22 protein-coding genes are annotated in these 21,436 nt (G+C 45.3%); 17 read left to right on the top strand and 5 right to left on the bottom strand.

The window, feature by feature from the left end; all coding sequences use genetic code 11:
- Positions 1-140: 140 nt before the first annotated feature.
- From Xbed_RS01190 to Xbed_RS01180, 3 genes are all read right to left on the bottom strand, one after another.
- Positions 141-335, bottom strand: a complete 195-nt coding sequence (locus Xbed_RS01190; RefSeq protein ID WP_086111111.1) for a hypothetical protein — start codon at positions 333-335, stop codon at positions 141-143.
- A gap of 25 nt (positions 336-360) precedes the next feature.
- The gene (locus tag Xbed_RS01185) at positions 361-1,176 is read right to left on the bottom strand and encodes a HEAT repeat domain-containing protein (protein ID WP_139837439.1); all 816 of its coding nucleotides are present in this window, start codon (positions 1,174-1,176) and stop codon (positions 361-363) included.
- Between the two features lie 61 nt (positions 1,177-1,237).
- Positions 1,238-1,540 carry a hypothetical protein gene (locus Xbed_RS01180; protein WP_086111110.1) on the bottom strand — a complete coding sequence of 101 codons (303 nt, stop codon included), beginning with the start codon at positions 1,538-1,540 and terminating at the stop codon, positions 1,238-1,240.
- Between the two features lie 371 nt (positions 1,541-1,911).
- Between Xbed_RS01180 and Xbed_RS01175 the strand changes: the two genes are divergently transcribed.
- The gene (locus Xbed_RS01175; RefSeq protein ID WP_086111130.1) at positions 1,912-2,781 is read left to right on the top strand and encodes an endonuclease/exonuclease/phosphatase family protein; all 870 of its coding nucleotides are present in this window, start codon (positions 1,912-1,914) and stop codon (positions 2,779-2,781) included.
- Between the two features lie 75 nt (positions 2,782-2,856).
- Here Xbed_RS01175 and Xbed_RS01170 read toward each other — a convergent pair whose 3' ends face one another.
- Positions 2,857-4,221 carry an amino acid permease gene (locus Xbed_RS01170; protein ID WP_086111109.1) on the bottom strand — a complete coding sequence of 455 codons (1,365 nt, stop codon included), beginning with the start codon at positions 4,219-4,221 and terminating at the stop codon, positions 2,857-2,859.
- A 168-nt stretch (positions 4,222-4,389) separates the two neighbouring features.
- On the opposite strand from Xbed_RS01170, the gene queE reads away from it, so the two are divergent.
- Positions 4,390-5,061 carry a 7-carboxy-7-deazaguanine synthase QueE gene (queE, locus tag Xbed_RS01165; protein WP_086111108.1) on the top strand — a complete coding sequence of 224 codons (672 nt, stop codon included), beginning with the start codon at positions 4,390-4,392 and terminating at the stop codon, positions 5,059-5,061.
- A 34-nt stretch (positions 5,062-5,095) separates the two neighbouring features.
- On the opposite strand, the gene queD is transcribed toward queE, so the two are convergent.
- Positions 5,096-5,458 (bottom strand): 6-carboxytetrahydropterin synthase QueD, encoded by a 363-nt coding sequence (gene queD / locus Xbed_RS01160; protein ID WP_086111107.1) that lies wholly within the window; start codon positions 5,456-5,458, stop codon positions 5,096-5,098.
- Positions 5,459-5,728: 270 nt separating this feature from the next.
- Between queD and cysJ the strand changes: the two genes are divergently transcribed.
- The 15 genes from cysJ to nlpD all read left to right on the top strand — a co-directional run bounded on the left by cysJ (position 5,729) and on the right by nlpD (position 21,390).
- The gene (gene cysJ, locus Xbed_RS01155; protein ID WP_086111106.1) at positions 5,729-7,543 is read left to right on the top strand and encodes an NADPH-dependent assimilatory sulfite reductase flavoprotein subunit; all 1,815 of its coding nucleotides are present in this window, start codon (positions 5,729-5,731) and stop codon (positions 7,541-7,543) included.
- A 1-nt stretch (position 7,544) separates the two neighbouring features.
- A complete protein-coding gene (cysI, locus tag Xbed_RS01150) occupies positions 7,545-9,290 on the top strand; it encodes an assimilatory sulfite reductase (NADPH) hemoprotein subunit (RefSeq protein WP_086111105.1) in 1,746 nt (581 codons plus the stop codon).
- Positions 9,287-10,021: a phosphoadenylyl-sulfate reductase gene (locus tag Xbed_RS01145; RefSeq protein WP_086111104.1), complete on the top strand. Its 735-nt coding sequence runs from the start codon at positions 9,287-9,289 to the stop codon at positions 10,019-10,021. Before cysI ends, Xbed_RS01145 begins: the two co-directional genes overlap by 4 nt.
- Before the next feature lie 244 nt (positions 10,022-10,265).
- On the top strand, positions 10,266-11,720 hold the full coding sequence (gene cysG / locus Xbed_RS01140; protein ID WP_086111129.1) for a siroheme synthase CysG: 1,455 nt from the start codon (positions 10,266-10,268) through the stop codon (positions 11,718-11,720).
- 10 nt (positions 11,721-11,730) lie between these two features.
- Positions 11,731-12,639 (top strand): sulfate adenylyltransferase subunit CysD, encoded by a 909-nt coding sequence (cysD, locus tag Xbed_RS01135; RefSeq protein WP_086111103.1) that lies wholly within the window; start codon positions 11,731-11,733, stop codon positions 12,637-12,639.
- An 11-nt stretch (positions 12,640-12,650) separates the two neighbouring features.
- The gene (gene cysN, locus Xbed_RS01130; RefSeq protein WP_086111102.1) at positions 12,651-14,093 is read left to right on the top strand and encodes a sulfate adenylyltransferase subunit CysN; all 1,443 of its coding nucleotides are present in this window, start codon (positions 12,651-12,653) and stop codon (positions 14,091-14,093) included.
- Positions 14,094-14,720 (top strand): adenylyl-sulfate kinase, encoded by a 627-nt coding sequence (cysC, locus tag Xbed_RS01125; protein WP_086111101.1) that lies wholly within the window; start codon positions 14,094-14,096, stop codon positions 14,718-14,720.
- Positions 14,721-15,024: 304 nt separating this feature from the next.
- Entirely contained in the window at positions 15,025-15,342 is a 318-nt protein-coding gene (gene ftsB, locus Xbed_RS01120; protein WP_086111100.1) for a cell division protein FtsB, read from the top strand.
- 13 nt (positions 15,343-15,355) lie between these two features.
- On the top strand, positions 15,356-16,216 hold the full coding sequence (gene ispD / locus Xbed_RS01115; protein WP_086111099.1) for a 2-C-methyl-D-erythritol 4-phosphate cytidylyltransferase: 861 nt from the start codon (positions 15,356-15,358) through the stop codon (positions 16,214-16,216).
- A complete protein-coding gene (gene ispF / locus Xbed_RS01110; protein WP_010845610.1) occupies positions 16,213-16,686 on the top strand; it encodes a 2-C-methyl-D-erythritol 2,4-cyclodiphosphate synthase in 474 nt (157 codons plus the stop codon). The genes ispD and ispF overlap by 4 nt, the downstream gene beginning before the upstream one ends.
- Positions 16,687-16,691: 5 nt before the next feature.
- Positions 16,692-17,741, top strand: coding sequence for a tRNA pseudouridine(13) synthase TruD (gene truD / locus Xbed_RS01105; protein WP_086111098.1), 1,050 nt, complete (start codon positions 16,692-16,694; stop codon positions 17,739-17,741).
- A 221-nt stretch (positions 17,742-17,962) separates the two neighbouring features.
- A complete protein-coding gene (locus Xbed_RS01100; RefSeq protein ID WP_244182375.1) occupies positions 17,963-18,433 on the top strand; it encodes a P-loop nucleotide/nucleoside kinase family protein in 471 nt (156 codons plus the stop codon).
- Between the two features lie 342 nt (positions 18,434-18,775).
- Positions 18,776-19,540, top strand: coding sequence for a 5'/3'-nucleotidase SurE (surE, locus tag Xbed_RS01095; RefSeq protein ID WP_086111096.1), 765 nt, complete (start codon positions 18,776-18,778; stop codon positions 19,538-19,540).
- A complete protein-coding gene (locus Xbed_RS01090; RefSeq protein ID WP_086111095.1) occupies positions 19,534-20,160 on the top strand; it encodes a protein-L-isoaspartate(D-aspartate) O-methyltransferase in 627 nt (208 codons plus the stop codon). Before surE ends, Xbed_RS01090 begins: the two co-directional genes overlap by 7 nt.
- Before the next feature lie 153 nt (positions 20,161-20,313).
- A complete protein-coding gene (gene nlpD, locus Xbed_RS01085) occupies positions 20,314-21,390 on the top strand; it encodes a murein hydrolase activator NlpD (RefSeq protein WP_086111094.1) in 1,077 nt (358 codons plus the stop codon).
- Positions 21,391-21,436 lie beyond the last annotated feature (46 nt).

Raw genomic sequence — 21,436 nt, 5'->3', positions numbered from 1 at the left:
TTGAATGAACTCCTTCCCTGGTCAGATAATCCTTTCAGTTAAAAATCCCCCATTTTTAGTGTTGGTTGGTAAAGCAAGGTGAGATGACCGGATGCTTACGCTCTTCTGATAAATATCGTGTATAGAATAGCGGGCTGATTTTACTCAACTGATAAACCATGTGGGCAGAAACGGGCCCATTCAGACCCCCCGGCATCTATTTCACGACCCGCTTTGTTGCCGGAGAGTGTGTGAGGTACTGCGTCAGCCAGCAGGATTTCGGTACCGAAAGAAGCGAGCGAAATTTTTTCAATTGCTTCTGATTCTTTGTTTTGAACTTGTTTGATGTGGTTCATGGTATTTTTCCTGTAATTAATAGAATCATAAAGACTTCTCACTCATCTTAGATAAGATAGTCTTAATTTTTTCTTCTACTTGTGTTCTGACATAATTACTTTCATCATCATTCATTAAGCCAATGAGTTCATTAATATCGTCCTTGTTGTATGAACGCTCAGCAGCGTCTAATGCAGTCTCAAAGGCAATAGCACGTATTTCATCTTTACTGTGATTACGGGCTACTTGTAAAACGAGTTGACGACTCTTTTCGTTACCTAATGTTAATAGCCCGTGGAATAGTGACTCTTGGGTGTGATAGCGTTTTTTACTCCCTTTCTTTATATAGGCAATGACTTGTTGGTTTTCGGTTAGTTTCTCTTCATTATCTAAAATCAGTTTATGTTGGCGCACTTCTGTTATTGGTTGCACAATCAAATTTAACGATATACAAAAATCTTTTGGTGGATATTGGATATGTACATCTTTGTTTCGTCTATAAAACATGACTTTGCCCGCAGATAACATTCGTTCACCGGAATAATTCAATGTTTTTGCCATTGTCATTTCCAGGCTTTGTATAGCAGCTTGTTTAATCATTGGATCTTGGTCATTTTCCGCCAGTATTTTAAGGATTTTTAGACAATTGGATGGCGATATTTTGGAAAGGCTTTGCACAGCCTCCCAGCGTACAAAATTTGCGTAATCGGATATTGCTAAATTTTCAATGCATTGAATAGACTGGGATGCCTTCATCTCTCCCAATAGCCTGACATATAATAGAACTCTGGATGCCTGTAAATTTGCACAGATACTTTGTATGGGTTCTAATGTCTCTCTGTTATAACCCCATGTATCCATCCTTTCGGATCAGAATGTACAATCAATACGAAATTATTGGAAAAGGATTCAAAATCAAAATCTAAGATATATTTATAGGCTTCAAAGTAATAAATTTTATTTGGTTTAAAATGGCAATCATCAATTCTTTTGATTGGTTTTTGTTTTTGGAGTATATTTTTTCTGAATCAAATTGATAGCAAGTTACGACTATTTCTGTATTTGTCGGATTGATGACAAAAATATCAAATTCATTTGTGTAAATTGTATTTTTCTCGCCGCCACCAATAAGTCTAATTAATAAATTAAAATTATTTTGCCGATGTAAATAGATATGATCTTCAGATATCCCTTCATAATTTAATATTAATTCTCTTTTTTCCAAAATATCATTTAATATTTCTATAATATCTTCTTGTTTTAGTATCCAACTCTTTTTGCAGGAAGATATTTTTTGGCATATCCAGTTCCTTTTTTATTTTCACACTTGAATTTCAATATTTACCGAAATTTTTAAGATAATGAAGCGAAAAATTTAGAAAACTGTTTTTATAAAAATAGTGCAGTAACCAAGGAAATATTTTTTAGAAATAACGATATATCAATGAATTTTTGGATTAGCTTATTGCTACAAGTGAAACAGTATTATCATGTCATTAATATATTATTTTACCGCCGCGTGGTTTTTTGTACACAACAGATTGAAATCAATAATGGGTATGTCATATTAGGTAGAATCAAATGGGGGGCGGGCGTATGGCGGAGGTAGGCTTGGTAATAAAAAGCTACGCGAGAAGGCTGTATGAAAGAAAACTCGTAAATATAAGGCGCGCGAAAAAAAATTATACCATGCGATACGTCGCGGGGCAGCCTGTAGAGCGCGTTTTTCCTACCTCTAAGCAATTATTAGAAGAGGCCACATTACCACAGGGAGAGCCGATTCTTGGCCGTAATCATGAGCTTTCCATTGCCATTTGGAATATTTATAAACAGCAGCGCCCATTATGGCAAAGTGTTCTGACTTCGTTAATCGAGAAGAGCGACCTTATTTTACTGCAAGAGGCGCAAACGACCCCGGATCTATTGAAATTCATTACAACCAGTGGCTTGATTGCAGATCAAGTTCCTGCATTTGCCATACCTCAACATCCCTCGGGTGTGATGACATTGGCGTCATCCTCACCTATCTATTGCTGCCCGCTTCGTGAAAAGGAACCCATACTTAGGCTATCTAAGTCGTCATTAATCACGATTTATCCCTTACCCGATGAACGTCAATTGATGGTGATAAACGTGCATGCCATTAACTTCAGCCTTGGTGTTGATGTTTACAGTCGGCAATTGAATAACATTGGCATTTATATAGGTTTACATAATGGTCCCGTCATTTTTGCCGGGGACTTTAATGCATGGAGTCGTCAGAGACGGAGAGTCTTGGCGCGTTTTGCCCATCGTATGCAACTCAAAGAAGTCTATTTCGATGATGACCACAGAACGATTGTCTTTGGCAAGCCGCTGGATTTCGTTTTTTATCGTGAACTAAATGTCTTAAGTGCAACTGTTTTAACGACAGGTGCCTCTGATCACAACCCATTAATTGTGAATTTCTCTCTATCTCATGTGTAAAAAAAGCGCCGGAATTAACCGACGCCTTTTTTACACGTTATTGATTTTAAGGACGTATTGTCGATAATTTCTTCTTCACGCCAATTTTTTCTTCACACCAAAAAGGTAAGCCAAAGTGAGGACAAATACCCAACCTATTCCAACGTATAGCGCATCTCTTGTCTGCTCAAAATAACCTAACAATACGATGACACTGATCATGAAAACAATCGTAATGGCTGGAGCAACCGGCCACATTGGAATTGGAAATTTCAGTGTCTTGATCTCTTCCGCACTCATTTGACGGCGCATGGCAGTATGGGAAAGCAAGATCATCAACCATACCCAAACGGTTGCAAATGTAGCCACAGAAGCGATAAGAATGAAAATTTCCTTAGGAATAAGATAATTCAGAACCACTCCCAGCAGCAGAACCGATGTCATGACGAGAACAGGCATCCACGGCACACCATTGCGGGTCAGCTTCTTGAATGACTCTGGCGCCTGTCCTTCCTGAGCCATACCATACATCATTCTGCCCGCACCAAAAATATCACTATTGATAGCGGAAATGGCGGCGGTAATCACCACGACATTCAGAATATTTGCCGCTGAGTTAATGCCCAGATTGGAAAAAATCTGTACGAATGGACTTCCATCCTGACCAATTTGATTCCATGGATAGATACTCATCAGAATGCACAGCGTCAGGACATAGAAGATCAATATACGAAATGGAACAGCATTAATTGCTTTAGGGATGGTTTTTGCAGGATCTTTTGCTTCGCTGGCGGTGATACCAATCACTTCTATACCGCCAAAAGCGAACATCACAATGGCAAATGAAGCGATGACGCCACTGATGCCATTTGGCATAAACCCGCCATGCTCCCATAAATTGGAAAGCCCGGTCGCATGTTCAGTTGCTTGCCCGAAACCGTAAAACATAATGGCAATACCGCCCACGATCATGGCAATGATGGCAGTCACTTTGACGATAGAAAGCCAGAATTCCATTTCACCGAAGATCTTGACATGGCAGAGGTTCAGGGCACCAATAAAACAGACAATTCCCAGCACCCAAATCCATTGATCAACATGGGGGAACCATAGCTTCATATAGGTGCCGAATGCGGTAATATCAGCCAGGCAAACAAAGAGCATTTCAAGAATATAGATCCAACCCGTCAGGAAACCGGCCAAAGGCCCTAGATAATGGCTGGCATATTGAGAAAAAGAACCGGAGACGGGATGGTGAACGGCCATTTCGCCAAGTGCTCTCATCACAATAAATACGGCAGCACCGCCGATTAAATAGGCCAGCAATACAGCGGGGCCAGCTTGCTGAATTGCGGCTGCGGAGCCATAAAACAGCCCCGTGCCTATTGCAGAGCCTAAAGCCATAAAGCGAATGTGCCTTACGCTTAAGCCCTGTTTAAGCTGATTTTCATTATTTTGCATTCGTTATTCCCATCTATCCTTTCATGCCAGAGAGTATTTTAGGCATACAATGCTCTGTCTGGCGTGAGATGCCAGCAAAAGCAACCTCGTACCATACCATAAAGATGGATGTTCGCGGGATAGATATCTGTAATAATAACGGGCAGTTTAGTAAACCAGAGTTTTTTTATGATCTACCCAATAAATGAAATCTTTCAAACTTTACAGGGAGAGGGGGTGTTTACCGGTGTGCCTTCGGTCTTCATTCGCTTACAGGGATGTCCGGTAGGATGCAGTTGGTGTGATACCAAGCACACATGGGAGAAAGAGGCTGATAAACAGCAGCCGATGGAAAACATCTTACTGAAATCACAAGACAGTGATATTTGGGGTATCGCGACAGCGAGACAGTTACTTAACATATTCACCCGTCAAGGCTACAGTGCGCGTCATATTGTGATTACCGGTGGCGAACCGTGTTTATATGATTTGCGTCCTCTGACTGAAACACTGGAAAGTGAGGGTTACCGATGTCAGATAGAGACGAGTGGGACACATGCCATTCAGTGCACTGACAAAACCTGGGTAACGGTTTCGCCAAAGGTGAAAATGCGGGGGGGATATCGAGTTTTGCCAGAAGCCATGAAACGGGCAGATGAAATTAAGCATCCTGTTGGACGGGAGCGCGATATTGAAGCATTGGATGAATTGCTGAAGATGCTTGATGGAAGCCCTGTCCCGATTATTGCTTTACAGCCCATTAGCCAGAAAGAAGAAGCTACCCGCCTGTGTATTGAAACATGCATTGCCAGAAACTGGCGTTTTTCGATGCAGACACATAAGTACTTAAATATCGCCTGAAGTTCATTCAGCACCAGGTTCTGGTGCTGAATCTTTACTCACCCCGATAGATGCAACCTGCGCTACAGGTTTCTTTGACCATGACGGCACTGAGTTGAGATAATGTCGGTTTTAACTGCCCCCAGATCCACTTGGCCAGGACTTCGCTGGTGGGATTTTCAAGCCCGGGAATGTCATTGAGATAGTAGTGATCGAGCCGTTCCCAAATGGGTTTAAACGCGGCTTTTACATCGGCAAAGTCCATGAGCCAGCCGCTGAGAGGATCGACTTCTCCAGTCAGCTCCAAACGTACCATAAATGAATGCCCATGCAGGCGCCCACATTTATGCCCTTCTGGAACATGCGGCAGGTGATGTGCTGCTTCAAATTGAAAATCTTTAAAGATAGTTGTGATCATGATGCTTTCCCCGGTTTCAAAAGGCCGGCTATTCTACCTGAACTTTGCACGCATAACGTGTTTTTTCTGGAGGAATAAAGCACAGCGCTTAACAACTTTATCGATATATTAAATCTGTAAATAAAGTTAGGCGTTTTGGTTATGAGATATTGCGATCCTTTCTTTAAATACTCATCCTGTTCTGGGATAACCTGACAATGAATCCATGATCATGATTGCTCTATTATTTTTTACGGCATGGATATTCGCTATAGCAAAGGGCACTGGACAATGACCGCGAAACCACCTTCAACTGTATTATTACCTGTTTCTCCAGAACAATTATCACGTCTGCAATCTGCAACCCGTGATTTTTCGCCGCACCAACTGGCTTGGTTATCGGGCTATTTTTGGGGCATGGTGAATCACCAGCCACAAACTGAGATGGAAACGCCGGCTGTTTCTACACAAGAAACCATTACCCTCATTTCTGCATCGCAAACCGGCAATGCCCGTCGTTTGGCGGAGCAACTCAGAGAGTCATTATTAGCGGCAAATCTCAATGTGAACTTGATTAACGCCGGTGATTATAAATTTAAACACATTTCCAAAGAGCGGGCATTGGTTATTATTGCTTCGACCCAAGGTGAAGGTGAGCCGGCAGAAGAAGCGGTAGCACTCTATAAATATCTCCATTCCAAAAAAGCGCCACCCATGAAAGAGACCGCTTATGCTGTATTTGGTTTGGGTGATACTTCATATGAACATTTCTGTCAGGCAGGAAAAGATTTTGATCATCGTCTGAATGAGCTGGGGGCGCAACGCTTGCTGGCCCGGGTTGATGCTGATGTGGAATATCAAGAGCAAGCGGATCAATGGCGCCAGAAAATCACAGATATTCTGCAACAGCGCCAGTCCGTACAGGCAAAATCAGTCACGCCTTTTGTTGCAACTCAGGCGATATCCACCGTACAAACGGCTTCAGCGAGTGCAATGTACACCAGGGAAATTCCCCTGACCGCATCGCTATTGGCTAACCAAAAAATCACGGGACGTGGATCTGACAAAGATGTTCGCCACATTGAAATTGATTTGGGGGATTCCGGGCTGAGTTATCAGCCGGGAGATGCCTTGGGGATTTGGTTTGAAAATGATCCGGCCTTGGTGGATGAACTAATTGACCTGCTTTGGCTGGAGGGTTCAGAACCCGTTAATGTGCATGGCAAGTTACTCCCACTGCGTGAAGCATTGAGGAGTCATAGAGAACTGACCCAAAATACGGGCGTGATCGTTGAGAAATATGCGGCATTGGCGAAAGATGAAAAACTGCTGGCATTAGTGGCTGATAAACCGGCATTGCAGCAATATGCCCAGACAACACCGATTGTGGACATGGTCAGAAACGCGGCTTTACATCCTGAAGCCCAACAGTTTATTGATTTGTTGCGCCCACTGACACCACGGCTCTACTCCATCTCCTCTTCACAATCTGAAGTTGAAAACGAAGTCCACATTACCGTGGGAGTGGTTCGTTACGAGATTGAAGGGCGGGCACGCACGGGGGGCGCATCAGGCTATTTGGCCGATCGATTGCAGGAAGATGACAACATCCGGGTTTTTATCGAAAAGAATCATAATTTCCGCTTACCCGCAGATCCCAATACCCCTGTCATTATGATTGGGCCGGGAACCGGCATCGCTCCATTCAGGGCATTCTTGCAACAGCGCGACAGTCAGGGAGCGGAAGGTAAAAATTGGCTGTTTTTCGGTAATCCCCATTTTGTTGAAGACTTTCTGTATCAGGTTGAACTCCAGCGTTATGTGAAAGAGGGTTTGTTGACGCGTATTGATTTGGCCTGGTCGCGGGATCAGCAACATAAAGTGTATGTACAAGACAAACTCCATGAGCAGGGCGAAGACGTCTGGCGTTGGATTCAGGATGGTGCGCACCTGTATGTCTGTGGTGACGCCAATCGCATGGCAAAAGACGTGGAGCAGACCCTATTGGACATTATTTCACAACAGGGTGGCATGGATGCTGAACAGGCTGATGAATTCTTGAGTGAATTGCGCCTTGAGCGCCGTTATCAGAGAGATGTTTACTAACATGAGCAATGTGAGCAAAGAAAAAGAAAAACAAGGGCCTTTGATTGTTGAAGGCAAACTTGCAGACAGTGAACGCATGAAGTTAGACAGTCATTATCTGCGGGGAACCATCAGCGAAGATTTACAGAATGGGCTGACAGGGGGATTTGAGGGGGATAACTTCCTCCTTATCCGCTTTCACGGGATGTATCAGCAAGATGATCGTGATATTCGGGCTGAACGAGCAGAACAAAAACTCGAACCGCGTCATGCCATGATGTTGCGTTGTCGCTTGCCGGGGGGGATTATTACCCCGAACCAGTGGCTGGGCATTGACCGTTTTGCGACAGAAAATACCCTGTATGGCAGTATTCGGTTGACCAATCGACAAACGTTCCAGTTTCATGGCATCTTAAAAAATAACCTCAAACCTGCGCATCAACTATTGGCCCAGATGGGGCTGGACTCATTGGCAACAGCCAACGACGTCAATCGTAATGTGCTGTGTACCTCCAATCCGGTGCAATCTGCCTTACACCAACAGGCGTATGAATGGGCGAAGAAGATATCAGAACACCTTTTGCCACGAACTCATGCGTATGCTGAAATCTGGCTGGATAAAGAAAGAATCCTAACCACGGATGAAGAGCCTATTCTTGGCGCAACTTACCTGCCGCGTAAATTTAAAACATCGGTGGTGATCCCGCCGCAAAATGATGTGGATTTACATGCCAATGATCTGAATTTTGTTGCCATTGCAGAAAATGACCGATTAATCGGCTTTAACGTGCTGGTGGGCGGTGGTTTAGCCATGACCCACGGCGACAAAAAAACGTTTCCGCGACTGGCGAGTGAATTTGGTTTTATTGCGCTGGAACACACACTGGCAATTGCCGAAGCTGTGGTGACCACTCAACGTGATTGGGGTAACCGCACGGATCGTAAAAATGCGAAAACCAAATATACCCTGGAACGTGTGGGGGTCGAAACGTTCAAGGATGAGGTTGAAAAACGGGCTGGTGTGAAATTTGAGACCATTCGCCCCTATGAATTCACGGGGCGGGGGGATCAAATCGGCTGGTTAAAAGGGATCGATGATCAATGGCATTTAACCCTATTCATTGAAAATGGCCGTTTTCTGGATTATCCCGATAAACCGTTAAAAACCGGGATCGCAGAAATTGCGAAAATCCATCAAGGCGATTTTCGCCTGACCGCTAACCAAAACCTGATTGTGGCGGGGATACCTGAAAGTGAAAAATCACGGATTGAACAAATCGCCCTTTCTCATGGCTTAATTGATCATAGCGTGACGACTCTGCGTCATCATTCTATGGCCTGCGTTTCATTTCCTACCTGTCCACTGGCCATGGCTGAAGCGGAGCGTTTCCTGCCGACTTTTGTTGACCATATTGATGCGTTCATGGAGAAGCATGGTGTCGGTAACGAAGAGATTATCTTGCGGGTCACAGGTTGCGCCAATGGATGTGGTCGGGCAATGCTGGCAGAAGTGGGGCTGGTGGGCAAAGCCCCCGATCGTTATAACCTCCACCTTGGCGGCAACCGGATTGGTAGCCGAATTCCCCGAATGTACAGGGAAAATATCACCTCGGCAGAGATCCTTGAGATACTGGATGAATTTATTGGACGTTGGGCATCAGAGCGTTATGCCAGTGAATGTTTTGGCGACTTCCTGATCCGCACCGATATCATCAAGCCAGTATTGAATTCCGCCATCGATTTTTACGATTGGCAGGAGGCAGTATGAACCGACTGAATTTATCGGCGCTGGTGACACTGACCGCAGAGCAGCAAACTGAAGCACTGGCTGAAATTAATCAACAATTGGAACTGCTGGAGGCCCATCAACGTGTGAGCTGGGCATTGGAACATCTCTCCGGCGAATTTGTCCTTTCTTCCAGTTTTGGTATTCAGGCGGCAGTTTGCTTGCACCTTGTGACACAGGAGTACCCTGATATCCCTGTGGTACTTACCGATACCGGATACTTATTTCCTGAAACCTATCAATTTATCGATAAGCTGACCGAAAAACTCAACCTGAACTTGAAGATTTTTCGTGCAGAGCACTCCCCGGTTTGGCAGGAAGCCCGTTATGGCAAATTATGGCAACAGGGAATCGAAGGGATTGAACGTTATAATCAGATCAACAAAGTTGAACCGATGAACCGGGCATTGAACGAACTGCAAGCCCAAAGCTGGTTTGCAGGTTTGCGTCGCCAGCAATCAGAAAGCCGTGCCAATTTACCTGTGCTGGCCATTCAGCGAGGCGTTTTCAAGATCCTGCCAATCATTGATTGGGATAATCGGCGCATACATCAATACCTGACACAGCACGGCCTTGAATACCACCCATTGTGGGAACAGGGCTACCTTTCTGTCGGAGATACCCATACCACCCAAAAATGGGAACCGGGCATGAGTGAAGAACAAACCCGCTTTTGGGGTTTAAAACGTGAGTGCGGTTTGCACGAAAGTTAAATAACGTTAAATCCGTATTCCGGATCGCGATGATTTTTATCGGGCGGCGACTCTTGTCAAAGAGGCGCCGCTTCCGCATGGATTGAATATCTTGCTTAACTGACCTTATGACATACCAAAAAGTTTAGCTTATGCGATTCAGGAACAAATAATTCCTTTTTGTCATTTCATAACCTCGTCACAGCTTCATATATTCATTGTTTAGATAATGATTAAAAAGTTAAACACTGGATGGCATGTCACTGTGGACTATTTACCCTTATTTGTTGAGCTGAAAACCCGATCTGTACTGCTGGTGGGGGGCGGAGAAATTGCCTCTCGCAAGGCAAGTTTATTGTTGCGTACTGGCGCAGCATTAACCATTGTTGCCCCTGAACTGCATGTAGAACTGCAACAACGCCATCAAAAGGGTGAGTTTGAGTGGTTACAGGGAACGTTTAAAACCGAATATCTTGACGGCGTATTTCTGGTCATTGCTGCGACCGACGATCACAACTTGAACCAGCATATTTTTGAGGCAGCCAATCATCGGGCAATTTTGGTTAATGTCGTGGACAATCAGCCACTTTGTTCAGCCATTTTCCCTTCAATCATTGATCGCTCTCCCATTATGGTGGCGATTTCATCGGCCGGAAAATCGCCGGTATTAACAAAATTATTGCGAGAAAAGTTGGAATCCCTGTTGCCATTTCATCTGGGTTCAATGGCAGACATAGCGGGGCGCTGGCGTGAACAGGTAAAACAGCGTTTTGCTTCCCTGCGTCAGCGGCGCCATTTTTGGGAAAAAGCCTTTCATGGACGTTTTGCCACATTGATTGCCAATGGACAATTGCAACAAGCAGAAGCGCAGCTTGAACAACAGTTGACTCAGGATCATTCTCACCTTCAGGGAGAGCTGGCGCTGGTCGGTGCAGGGCCGGGAGATCCGGGGTTACTGACATTAAAAGGTTTGCAGGTGCTCCAGCAGGCTGATGTTGTCCTCTATGACCATTTGGTGAGTGCAGAAATTCTGGAATTAGTGCGTCGTGATGCCGACAAAATCTGTGTTGGAAAAAGAGCGGGTAATCACGCCGTTGCGCAGGAAGAGACCAATGCACTCATCATTAAACTGGCGAATCAAGGGAAAAAAGTCGTGCGCCTGAAAGGGGGTGATCCATTTATATTTGGCCGTGGCGGGGAAGAATTACAAATAGCGGCGGCAGCGGGTATACCCTTTCAAGTTGTGCCCGGCATTACGGCGGCGATTGGGGCTTCGGCTTATGCCGGTATCCCGTTGACTCACAGAGAACACGCGCAAAGCGTCACCTTTATTACAGGACATTGCCGTGAAAATGGCAGTGAACTGGATTGGCCTGCATTGGCGCGGGGCAATCAGACACTGGCCATTTACATGGGGATCATGAAAGCGGCTTTGATCAGCCAACAACTGATTTCACACGGGCGGGATGCCAATACTCCCGTTGCCGTCATTGGTTGTGGCACTCGTCCAGAACAGCAAGTGCTGACCGGCACTTTATCCGAATTGGAACGGCTGGCACAGGCCGCCCCATCTCCTGCCTTGCTGGTTGTGGGAGAAGTGGCCCGACTCCACCATCAGATAGCCTGGTTCGGGCAGCAATCAGATGATCAAAACCCATTGATTGATCAAGAAAAAACGCTTGCGCAAGTCAATCATCCTGCTGTTATTGATTTTGTATAAGGAGGGGTTCATGGACAAGAAAAGACTGACACATTTACAGCAACTTGAAGCTGAAAGTATCCATATCATACGGGAAGTCGCTGCTGAATTTGCCAATCCCGTGATGCTCTATTCGATTGGTAAAGATTCCTCAGTCATGCTGCATCTCGCACGCAAGGCATTTTATCCGGGAAAGGTGCCTTTTCCTTTACTGCATGTGGATACCGGCTGGAAATTCCGGGACATGTATGATTTCCGTGATCGCACAGTGGAAGAATATGGCCTTGAATTGCTGGTTTACCGCAATCCACAAGGGGATGAACTGGGCATTAATCCTTTTATCCATGGCAGCGCAAAACATACTGACATCATGAAAACCGAAGGGTTGAAACAGGCGCTGAACAAATATGGTTTTGATGCGGCATTTGGTGGTGCACGGCGTGATGAAGAAAAATCGCGGGCGAAAGAACGCATCTACTCATTCCGTGATCGTTCCCATCGCTGGGACCCCAAAAACCAGCGCCCGGAACTTTGGCGCAACTATAACGGCCAGATTAACAAAGGGGAAAGCATTCGCGTATTTCCGTTATCCAACTGGACTGAATTGGATATTTGGCAATACATCTATTTGGAACACATCGACATCGTTCCCCTTTATTTCGCGAAACACCGCCCGGTTATTCAACGTGATGGAGCGTTGATTATGGTTGACGACGATCGTATCGACCTGAAACCCGGAGAAGTCATCAGTCAGTGTAAAGTTCGTTTCAGAACCTTGGGCTGCTGGCCGCTGACGGGCGCGGTGCCGTCAGAGGCGGAGACGTTGCCGGAAATCATAGAAGAAATGTTGCTATCGACAACCAGTGAACGGCAGGGACGGCTGATTGACAGTGATCAGTCTGGTTCGATGGAACTGAAAAAGCGTCAGGGTTATTTTTGAGGAGGCCAGCAATGCCAGCACTTGCACACAATGAAATCATCGCCAGTCAGATCAAACAGCAAGGAGGGGTTGAGACCTACCTGCGCACGCAGCAAGAAAAGGGATTACTGCGCTTTTTAACCTGCGGGAGTGTTGATGATGGAAAAAGTACCCTTATCGGCCGGTTACTGCATGACACCCGTCAAATTTATGAAGATCAACTTGCGACATTACAAAGCGACAGTAAACGGATAGGCACTCAGGGTGAAAAACTGGATCTGGCATTATTAGTCGATGGATTGGCGGCAGAGCGGGAACAAGGCATCACCATTGACGTGGCATACCGTTATTTTTCCACGGAAAAGCGCAAATTCATCATTGCGGATACACCGGGGCATGAACAATATACCCGAAACATGGCAACAGGCGCTTCAACCAGTCATCTCTCTATTTTGCTGATAGATGCGCGAAAAGGGGTTCAGGAACAAACGCGGCGGCACAGTTTTATCAGTACCTTGCTGGGGATCCGCCATTTGGTTGTCGCCGTGAATAAAATGGATTTGCTGGAATATCGACAAGAAATATTCGAACAGATCAAACAGGATTATTTGCATTTCTCAGCTCAATTACCCGCTGACTTAACTATTTATTTCGTTCCAATTTCGGCATTGGAAGGCGATAACATTGTGACCCGCAGCGAAAAAATGCCATGGTTTACAGGAAAAACCTTACTGGATCTCCTCGAAACCGTGGATGTGCAGACAAAAGCGACAGAACAGCCTTTACGCTTTCCGGTGCAATATGTGAACCGCCCCGATCTCGATTTTCGCGGATACAGTGGCACGTTATCATCAGGGATCTTGCGTCAGGGACAGAAAATTAAGGTCATGCCGTCAGGGGGGGTATCTACGGTCGAGAGGATTGTGACTTTTGATGGTGACCTGTCCTTTGCTGTGCCTGGTGAAGCGATCACTGTGGTCTTAAAAGATGAAATTGATATCAGTCGTGGCGATTTGCTGGTGGCCGTTGACGATCAAATGATCGTGGCCCGTCATGCTTTGGTTGATGTTGTCTGGATGTCTGAAAAGCCGTTGATTCAGGGGCAAAGTTTGGATATCAAAGTGGCGGGTAAAAAAAGTCGGGGCAAAGTTGAGAATTTCCAATATCAGGTCGATATTAACCATTTGACACAGAAAGTCGCGGTTGAACTGCCATTGAATGCGATTGGGCTGGTTGAATTCTCATTCGATGAGCCATTATTACTCGATAGCTATGCCCAAAACACCGAGACAGGCGGGATCATTCTGATTGATCGCCTGACTAACGTCACGGTGGGAGCCGGGCTGGTGCGCGAAATTCAGACCGATGTTTATGAAGAACCTAAGCAATATAGTGAATTTGAACTGGAATTCAACCGCTTAGTTCGTCGCCATTTCCCGCACTGGGGAGCGCGTGATCTACTGGGAGGAAAATAAGTGTCTCAGGATAAAGTCTCTGTTTCTCCTTTGCCGGTTGCTTCGAATATCGTCTGGCATCCACATGTACTGGATAGACAACAGCGGGAAACGACGAATGGTCATCCTGCATTAGTGATTTGGTTCACGGGGTTATCCGGCTCAGGAAAATCCACTCTTGCGGGAGCACTGGAACAGGCATTGTTTTCGCGGGGGATCAAAACTTACTTACTGGATGGCGATAACCTGCGTCATGGTTTGTGCAGTGATTTAGGCTTTTCGGACATCGACAGACGGGAGAACATCCGGCGAGTCGGGGAAGTTTCAAAACTGATGGTGGATGCCGGGTTGGTGGTACTGACAGCCTTTATTTCCCCCAATAAAACAGAGCGGCAAAAAATACGTGACTCAATGGAAGCGGGACAATTTATTGAAGTGTATGTTGATACGCCACTTGAAATCTGTGAAGCCCGCGATCCCAAAGGATTATATAAAAAAGCACGAGCGGGAGAATTGCTCAATTTCACGGGAATTGATGCGGTCTATGAAGCCCCGGAGCACCCGGATATTTATCTGGATGGGTCACAACCGATGGGATCTTCGATTGAGAAATTACTTTTTGTTCTGAAAAACGACTTTTTGTTTTGAAAAACGATAGCATTCAGCCTGATTAACCCCACCAAATAGACTGCTATATGAAACACATTATTATTGCCAGCGGAATAATGTGTTTCTACACTCACTTAATACAATCCATTTCTATTACATCGTGTGGTCAAGTTTTGTGTATTTTTTTGAATAGTTTTTTGAATAGATTGTTGAATAATTTTTTGAATAGATTGTTGAATAGCGCTTTAAAGCGTTTTTTGAACCGTCTTATGAGCGGTTTTGTGATAGTCAGTGGCGTCATGCTTTCAGTTATGGGATGATTAGCGGGTTTTCAGGGGGGGCGATGGGCAAACTAACACTACTATTACTGGTTCTGCTTGGCTGGTTGCAGTATTCGCTGTGGCTCGGCAAAAATGGTATTCATGATTATGTTCGGGTTAAGTCTGAGGTTGATAAGCAACAGGCTGATTATCTCAAACTTAAGGCGCGTAATGAACGGATGTTTGCCGAAATCAGGGACCTGAAAGGGGGACAGGAGGCGATCGAAGAGCGTGCCCGCAATGAACTGGGGATGATTAAGCCAGGGGAATCTTTTTACCGCCTGGTACCCGATACGTCTAAACAAAACGCGCAGCAATATTTAAATCAGAACAGTCATTAATCTAATAATCGAAATGAATAATTCAAAACTTCATTCCCCTACTGATCATTCTCCCATTGACAGTTCTGTTACTGGCAATTCCTTGACGGATGATAACCCTCTCACCGAAATCGTCGCCTTGATCCCGGCTGCGGGCATTGGTAGCCGGATGAAATCGGATTGCCCAAAACAGTACCTTCAGGTTGCCGGAAAAACGATCCTTGAACATACCTTGGCGGCATTACTTGCGCATCCCCGCATACAGCGCATTATTGTTGCACTGAATCCTGCTGATACTCAGTTTAATCAGTTGGCGATTGCCTCAGATCCCAGAGTCACCGCCGTTATTGGTGGTGAAGAACGGGCAGACTCCGTGCTGGCTGGGTTGAATTATGTGTCTGGCCTGCCGACGGACAGGGCCATTTGGGTGTTGGTACATGATGCCGCACGTCCTTGTCTTCATCGGGATGATCTGGATAATCTGCTGCGTCTTATTGAGCAAGGCACAGACTCGCCTGACGTGTGCGGTGGGCTTCTGGCATCTCCCGTGAGAGATACCATGAAACGTATGCTCATGAAGCCTATGATATCGCCGCCAGTAAAAGAACCCTCTTCGATTCGCTATCCTACCATGATCGCCCATACTGTTGATCGCAACGGGCTTTGGCATGCCCTGACCCCACAATTATTCCCTTTACCGCTATTGCGTGATTGCTTGATCAAAGCACTGGCAGAAAAAGCCTGCATCACCGATGAATCTTCGGCGCTGGAGTATTGTGGCTATCATCCCGTATTGGTCAATGGGCGGGCGGACAATATTAAAGTGACCCAACCTGAAGATTTAGCCTTGGCTGAGTTTTATTTATCCCGAAAATCGAAGGAATCTATCTTATGAGAATTGGACACGGTTTTGATGTGCATAAATTTGGCGGAGAAGGGCCATTGGTCATTGGCGGTGTCCGCATTCCTTATGAGCAAGGATTAATCGCTCATTCAGACGGTGACGTTGCTTTACATGCCGCTACCGATGCCCTGTTGGGGGCGGCGGCGCTGGGTGACATTGGAAAATTGTTTCCTGATACCGATCCCGCTTTTAAAGGTGCAGATAGCCGTGAACTATTGAAAGAAGCCTATCGTCGTATCCGTGCAAAGGGCTATAGGATTGGAAATTTGGATATCACCATTATTGCACAGGCACCGAAAATGTTGCCTCATATTCCTCAGATGCGGGTCAATCTGGCAGAGGATCTGGAATGTCATATGGATGATATTAACGTTAAAGCAACAACCACAGAAAAACTGGGATTTGTTGGCCGTAAAGAAGGTATTGCCTGCGAAGCGGTGGCTTTGCTGGTAAAGGAATAAGCAGCATGACATTGAGTGAATTACAGTGGCTTTATGGCCGACCGGAAGCGACTGGTGTCGTCAAAGCCTCACCAGAAGACTTTATTGTTCGTGAAGATTTGGGATTTTCTCCGGATGGAGAAGGTGAACACTTGATGGTGCACATCCGTAAGACCGGATGTAACACCCAATTTGTGGCAGACAATCTTGCCCGTTTTGCCAAAATACCGCCTCGTTCTGTCAGTTATGCCGGGTTAAAAGACCGCAACGCGGTGACGGAACAGTGGTTTTGTTTACATCTTCCGGGAAAACAAGATCCGGATTTAACCGCATTTCAGCTTGAAGGTTGTGAAGTGTTGGCCACTTCCCGCCAGAAACGGAAACTACGGATTGGTGCATTGAAAGGCAATGGTTTTACTCTGGTCTTAAGAGCGATATCCGACCGACAATCCGTAGAAAAACGTTTGCAGCAGATCTCCCAAACCGGCGTTCCCAATTATTTTGGTGAACAGCGTTTCGGGCGTGATGGGCAGAATCTGGTTCAGGCGCAGCGCTGGGCGGCTAATGAAATCCAAGTGAGAGAGCGCAATCGCCGCAGTTTTTACCTTTCTGCCTGCCGTAGCGCCATGTTTAATGCCATTGCCAGCATCCGTATTGCTCAGAATAACCACCAGCAGGTGTTGAATGGCGATGTCTTGCAGTTAACCGGACGTGGTAGTTGGTTTGTGGCTGACGATGCTGAATTAGTGGTGTTGCAGCAACGGGTCATGGATGGGGAATTACAGATAACCGCCCCTTTACCGGGTGATAAGGCATTGGGTACACAGCACCAGGCTTTGGATTTTGAACAGCAAAGTTTACTGGATTACGAATCTCTTTGGGCATTAGTCAAGCGTGAGCGAGTTGAGAGTGCCCGCAGAGCGATGTTGGTGAAACCACTTGACCTGCGTTGGGAATGGCGGGATGACCAAACCGTTACCCTCCATTTCTCTCTGCCATCGGGTAGCTTTGCAACCAGCGTTGTCAGGGAGCTGATTAATCAGGATCAAAATAATGCTGCGGATATTGCGGAGTAAGTGCTCTGGGTAATTTCATGGCATCGCCATAACGCATAACCATAATGCCAAGATACATAAAAGATGAGCAAATTATATTGCTTAATATTCAATAGATTTCAGGTTGCAGCGTCACCAACAAGCTATCTCAGGAATAACTTGAAAGATGAAGGGAATATTTCGATTGTGGACTTGGCATTTCTGAACAACATGACAACATGATTTTGTGGAACGAGGAACCTATGCTTCATATTTTGTGTGGAAAAATAGCTTCGGGAAAGTCAACCCTCTCGGCAAAACTTGCCCAACAACCCATGACAATTGTCATTAGTGAAGATCAGTGGTTGGCACATCTCTATGCCGATGAAATGAAAACCGTGTCAGATTATATTTTCTGCTCATCAAAACTGAGAAATGCGATGGAACCTCATTTAATCGCATTGCTGAAAGCCGGGCTATCTGTCGTTCTTGATTTTCCGGCTAACACCATTGCAAATCGGGAATGGATGAAAAGTATCATTGATATTACAGCGGCAGATCATCGCCTCCATTTTATTGATGTCCCTGATGAAGTCTGCTTAACGCGCTTACGTTTGCGTAATCAGTCTGGCACCCACAATTTCTCTGCGACAGACGAACAGTTTGCATTAATCACCCGTTATTTTGTCGCACCTCGAAAAGAAGAGGGGTTTAATATTGTATTGCATAATTAACGGTATTGCATAATTAACGGTGTTGCATAATTGATCGTGCCACCATTAACCCCAAGAGATCACCAGAGTGACATCCCCGCCAGCAGCCAATTTTTTAATCAGGCCAGTCGATTTCCTTTTTCCTGCCAACTGGATTTTATTTCACATACCAATACGCACAAGTAAGTGACAGCCTGAGCGCAAAGCACTCTACAAAACGGGTAACGTCATGCTAAGATCAAACGGTTTTCTAACCGCCTTAATATTGTCCAATCATAGGTCACGCCAAACGCATGGGACAACATACAGGATAAGTTACCGTATTAAATATGTTCAACTTAATAAAATCAATGAGATACATCAATGCTGCGGATATTGCTGAGTAACGATGATGGTGTTACCGCACCGGGTATTCAAACCCTGGCGGCGACATTGCGGGAACACTATCATGTTCAGGTGGTTGCCCCTGATCGTAACCGTAGCGGTGCATCGAATGCTTTAACGCTGGATCGCCCCTTGCGCATCAATACACTGGGCAATGGCGATATCGCCGTTCAGGAGGGCACACCAACGGATTGTGTCTATTTGGGCGTGAATAATCTGGTTCATCCCCGTCCTGACATTGTCGTATCAGGGATCAACTGTGGCCCCAATCTCGGTGATGATGTGATCTATTCCGGTACAGTTGCGGCGGCGATGGAAGGGCGCCATCTAGGATTACCCGCACTGGCAATATCGCTCAATGGCGACAAACATTATGAAACGGCAGCAAAAGTGACCGTGCGTTTATTAACTTTGCTGCAAAAATCCCCATTGAGAGCGGGCAATATTCTGAATATCAACGTACCTGATGTCCCCATTGAACAAATCAAAGGGTTTAGGGTTACTCGATGTGGTCGCCGCAGTGCGGCGGAAGAAGTTTATGCTTTGGAAGACCCCAAAGGCAATATGCTCTATTGGATAGGCCCGCCGGGAGAAAAAAGTGACTTTGGGCCTGAAACGGATTTTGCTGCGGTAGAGGAAGGATTTGTCTCTATTACTCCCTTGCAGATAGATTTGACGGCATATAAAGCACAGGAACGGGTAAGCGATTGGTTGGCAAAAGTCGGGGATATTGACGAATGTTAATCCGGTCAATGAAAAATTTGCTGGCTCAATTACGCCAGCAAGGAATACACAATGAACACCTGTTGGAAATCATAGCCAAAGTACCCAGAGAATGTTTTGTTGATGAAGCCCTTGCACATAAGGCATATGAAAACACAGCACTGCCCATCGGACATGGGCAAACCATCTCCCAACCTTATATTGTTGCCCGTATGACCGAGTTGCTGAATCTCACCCCCGAATCCAACGTATTGGAAATTGGCACTGGCTCTGGTTATCAGACTGCTATACTTGCTCATTTAGCGAAGCATGTTTTCTCCGTGGAACGTATCAAGGGATTACAGTGGCAGGCCAAGCGCAGATTGAAACAGCTCGACTTACATAATATCTCAACTCGCCACGGTGATGGTTGGCATGGATGGCCGTCAAAAGGGCCGTTTGATGCCATCATTGTCACAGCCGCACCACCAGAAATCCCACAGGCCCTGCTCCATCAGCTTGCCGATGGTGGCGTGATGGTTTTGCCTGTCGGCGAACGTTCTCAGTCGTTGAAAGTGGTACATCGTTATGGGAATGATTTTCATAGCGACGTGATCGAATCAGTCCGTTTTGTACCCCTAATTCAAGGCGAGCTAGCATAATAAGCTGATTTTTTTGCGATTATAATTTTTAAATTAGCTGTCATTTTTGCTGAAATTAAGCAAAATATTTCGCTTTAAATCTTTTGTAATTCTAAATTTCTTTATAAATCATCATTCTTTGCTCTTATATTTGCCTTTATGGGGGAATAAGGTATGAATTTAGGAAACCCAGTGAAAAAAATAACGTGGATAATGACCAGTACTGTTATGGGTATTGTGCTGGCAGGTTGTAGTAGTACGCCGGATCGCCCTGCACCAATAGTGAATATTGATAATAAGGAGAAAAATAGAGGAATATTCTCTAAACCGTCATCAGTTTCGACGCCAATGCCATCTTCTCCTTCAATTATTTCAACAAATCGCGCACCAGATAATCATGCTGCAAAAAATCGTCAGCCAGTGAATCATGCTGTTGATAATGATTCGTATCAAGGAAAAATCGTCTATAACCGTAACTACGAAAACATCCCCAAGGGAAGCTACAGTAGAAGCACCTATACGGTTAAACATGGTGATACTTTGTTTTATATCGCCTGGATTACAGGTAATGATTTTCGTGACCTATCTCTCAAAAACGGTATTTCAGAACCTTATGGTTTAAATGTTGGGCAAGTCCTAAAAATAGATAATGTAACCTCCAATAATGGTGTATTAATAGCATCAAATAGTACTCAATCTAAAATTAAGCAGGTTGATTTTCAAAAAATTAATGCGTATCCTGCAAATATTGATAGACCAAGCTCAGGAAAGATGTTGCCAAGGGTAACTATTTCTGATAGCGAAAATTCCACTCAGAAATCATCTACAGCAAAAGATACGGGTGTAAATAGCGCTATTAGTCATGCCGATATTGGCACTATTAATAGTTGGAGATGGCCTGCGGAAGGTAAAATTCTTGAAGGCTTCTCTGATTCTCAGGGGGGGAATAAAGGCATTGATATTGCGGGTGTTCGTGGCCAGCCCGTATTCTCAACAGCCAATGGAAAAGTCGTTTATGCCGGGAATGCGTTACGTGGATATGGAAATTTAATAATTATAAAACATAACGATGACTACCTGAGCGCCTATGCTCACAACGACACTATGCTGGTTCGTGAGCAACAGGATGTTCATGCGGGGCAAAAAATTGCCACCATAGGTAGTACCGGCACAAGTTCCGTAAGATTGCATTTTGAAATTCGCTATAAGGGAAAATCCGTAAACCCGCTGCGTTATCTTCCGCAGCGATAAACCGGGGCAGGATCTGAAATTCCTGCCCGCATTATCATGGGTAGGA

The organism is Xenorhabdus beddingii (assembly GCF_002127545.1).
GTDB lineage: Bacteria > Pseudomonadota > Gammaproteobacteria > Enterobacterales > Enterobacteriaceae > Xenorhabdus > Xenorhabdus beddingii.
The sequence above is the reverse complement of the archived record's forward strand: the minus strand, read 5'-3'. Positions and strand labels throughout refer to the sequence as shown.